Source organism: Echinimonas agarilytica, assembly GCF_023703465.1.
Lineage (GTDB): Bacteria > Pseudomonadota > Gammaproteobacteria > Enterobacterales > Neiellaceae > Echinimonas > Echinimonas agarilytica.
The window spans coordinates 1-3424 of sequence record NZ_JAMQGP010000014.1 but is presented as its reverse complement, the minus strand read 5'-3'; the positions used below and the strand labels follow the sequence as shown (position 1 = coordinate 3424).

Below are 3424 nucleotides of genomic sequence, written 5' to 3'. Positions count from 1 at the left end.
TGATGCTCTTTAAAAACTTGGAAACCCAAAAAATTGAAGTTCGAAAACAAGTAAATTGTTTTGGATATTGTCACTCTACTTGACTCAAAAACCATGTAGAGGTCAGGCGAAAAATTTATCGAGAACCAATCGGTTGCGGATAGTCCTGCGGTGTTAAAAGGCACGGTAGGGCGCATCATACGAAAGACCCCTCGGGGTTGTATGGTTAAGTGACTAAGCGTATACGGTGGATGCCTAGGCAGTTAGAGGCGATGAAGGACGTGTTAATCTGCGATAAGGGTTGGCGAGGTGATAAAACCCGTTATAGCCAACCATTTCCGAATGGGGAAACCCACTGGCAGCAGCCAGTATCTTGCACTGAATACATAGGTGTAAGAGGCGAACCCGGGGAACTGAAACATCTAAGTACCCGGAGGAAAAGAAATCAACCGAGATTCCGTCAGTAGCGGCGAGCGAACGCGGATTAGCCCTTAAGTTTTTTATGTTTTAGTGGAACAAGCTGGGAAGCTTGGCGATACAGGGTGATAGCCCCGTACACGAAAAGGCATCTGAAATGAAATCGAGTAGGTCGGGACACGTGACATCTTGACTGAACATGGGGGGACCATCCTCCAAGGCTAAATACTCCTAACTGACCGATAGTGAACCAGTACCGTGAGGGAAAGGCGAAAAGAACCCCTGTGAGGGGAGTGAAATAGAACCTGAAACCGTATACGTACAAGCAGTGGGAGCAGACTTGTTCTGTGACTGCGTACCTTTTGTATAATGGGTCAACGACTTACATTTTGTAGCAAGGTTAACCGTTTAGGGGAGCCGTAGGGAAACCGAGTCTTAACTGGGCGTATAGTTGCAAGGTGTAGACCCGAAACCCGGTGATCTAGCCATGAGCAGGTTGAAGGTTGAGTAACATCAACTGGAGGACCGAACCCACTTATGTTGAAAAATGAGGGGATGACTTGTGGCTGGGGGTGAAAGGCCAATCAAACCGGGAGATAGCTGGTTCTCCTCGAAAGCTATTTAGGTAGCGCCTCGGACGAATACCAACGGGGGTAGAGCACTGTTAAGGCTAGGGGGTCATCCCGACTTACCAACCCTTTGCAAACTCCGAATACCGTTGAGTACTATCCGGGAGACACACGGCGGGTGCTAACGTCCGTCGTGGAAAGGGAAACAACCCAGACCGTCAGCTAAGGTCCCAAAGTCATAGCTAAGTGGGAAACGATGTGGGAAGGCTTAGACAGCTAGGAGGTTGGCTTAGAAGCAGCCATCCTTTAAAGAAAGCGTAATAGCTCACTAGTCGAGTCGGCCTGCGCGGAAGATGTAACGGGGCTAAGCTATGCACCGAAGCTACGGACTTGTCTTATGACAAGTGGTAGAGGAGCGTTCTGTAAGCGGATGAAGGTGAGCTGTAAGGCTTGCTGGACGTATCAGAAGTGCGAATGTTGACATGAGTAACGATAAAGGGAGTGAAAAACTCCCTCGCCGAAAGACCAAGGTTTCCTGTCCCATGTTAATCAGGGCAGGGTGAGTCGGCCCCTAAGGCGAGGCCGAGAGGCGTAGTCGATGGGAAACAGGTTAATATTCCTGTACTTCTTGTAATTGCGATGGGAGGACGGAGAAGGCTAAACAAGCATGGCGTTGGTTGTCCATGTGAAAGTATGTAGGCCGAAGACTTAGGTAAATCCGGGTCTTTAAAGCTGAGATACGAGACGAGCTACTACGGTAGTGAAGTTGTTGATGCCCTGCTTCCGGGAAAAGTCTCTAAGCTTCAGATTACAAGGAACCGTACCCCAAACCGACACAGGTGGTTGGGTAGAGAATACCAAGGCGCTTGAGAGAACTCGGGTGAAGGAACTAGGCAAAATAGTACCGTAACTTCGGGAGAAGGTACGCCGACGTTGGTGATGGAACTTGCTTCCTCAGCTAATGTCGGTCGCAGTGACCAGGTGGCTGGGACTGTTTATTAAAAACACAGCACTGTGCTAAATCGAAAGATGACGTATACGGTGTGACACCTGCCCGGTGCCGGAAGGTTAATTGATGGGGTTAGCGTAAGCGAAGCTCTTGATCGAAGCCCCGGTAAACGGCGGCCGTAACTATAACGGTCCTAAGGTAGCGAAATTCCTTGTCGGGTAAGTTCCGACCTGCACGAATGGTGTAACCATGGCCACGCTGTCTCCACCCGAGACTCAGTGAAATTGAAATCGCTGTGAAGATGCAGTGTACCCGCGGCTAGACGGAAAGACCCCGTGAACCTTTACTATAGCTTGGCAGTGAACATTGAACCTACATGTGTAGGATAGGTGGGAGGCTTTGAAGCAGTGTCGCCAGACATTGTGGAGCCAACCTTGAAATACCACCCTTGTATGTTTGATGTTCTAACCAGGGTCCCTTATCGGGATCTGGGACACTGTCTGGTGGGTAGTTTGACTGGGGCGGTCTCCTCCCAAAGAGTAACGGAGGAGCACGAAGGTTGGCTAAGTACGGTCGGACATCGTACGGTTAGTGCAATGGCATAAGCCAGCTTAACTGCGAGATAGACACATCGAGCAGGTACGAAAGTAGGTCATAGTGATCCGGCGGCTCTGTATGGAAGGGCCGTCGCTCAACGGATAAAAGGTACTCCGGGGATAACAGGCTGATACCGCCCAAGAGTTCATATCGACGGCGGTGTTTGGCACCTCGATGTCGGCTCATCACATCCTGGGGCTGAAGTCGGTCCCAAGGGTATGGCTGTTCGCCATTTAAAGTGGTACGCGAGCTGGGTTTAGAACGTCGTGAGACAGTTCGGTCCCTATCTGCCGTGGGCGTTTGAGAATTGAGAGGGGCTGCTCCTAGTACGAGAGGACCGGAGTGGACGAACCCCTGGTGTTCGGGTTGTTACGCCAGTAGCATTGCCCGGTAGCTACGTTCGGAATCGATAAGCGCTGAAAGCATCTAAGCGCGAAGCGAGCCTCGAGATGAGTTCTCACTGGAACCTAGAGTTCCCTAAAGGGTCGTCGAAGACTACGACGTTGATAGGCAGGGTGTGGAAGCGCTGTAAGGCGTTGAGCTAACCTGTACTAATTGCCCGTGAGGCTTAACCATACAACGCCCGAGTGGTCTTGTATAAATTTAGCTCTGATTTCTATCGGTATTTGAGTTGAGTCAGTCCTGAAATTGTTGCAGACAATTTTTAGGATACACCCCATGCAAGGGGATAAGTGACGAATCCAGAATTTCAATGATGTGTTGCGACAGTGACACGTTGGGTTTTTAAGTTTCCTTTTTAGCTTGGCGGCCATAGCATTGTGGACCCACCTGATCCCATTCCGAACTCAGTAGTGAAACGCAATCGCGCCGATGGTAGTGTGGGGTTTCCCCATGCGAGAGTAGGTCACCGCCAGGCACCTTTTCAGAGAAAGCCCGATTCGTAAGAGTCGGG

Annotated in this window: 2 rRNA genes; both read left to right on the top strand. The window is 50.3% G+C overall.

What is annotated here, in order from left to right:
* The first annotated feature begins 203 nt into the window (after positions 1-203).
* Positions 204-3087, top strand: a 23S ribosomal RNA gene (locus NAF29_RS18020).
* Positions 3088-3272: 185 nt separating this feature from the next.
* A 5S ribosomal RNA gene (gene rrf / locus NAF29_RS18015) occupies positions 3273-3388 on the top strand.
* The last annotated feature ends 36 nt before the right edge of the window (positions 3389-3424 follow it).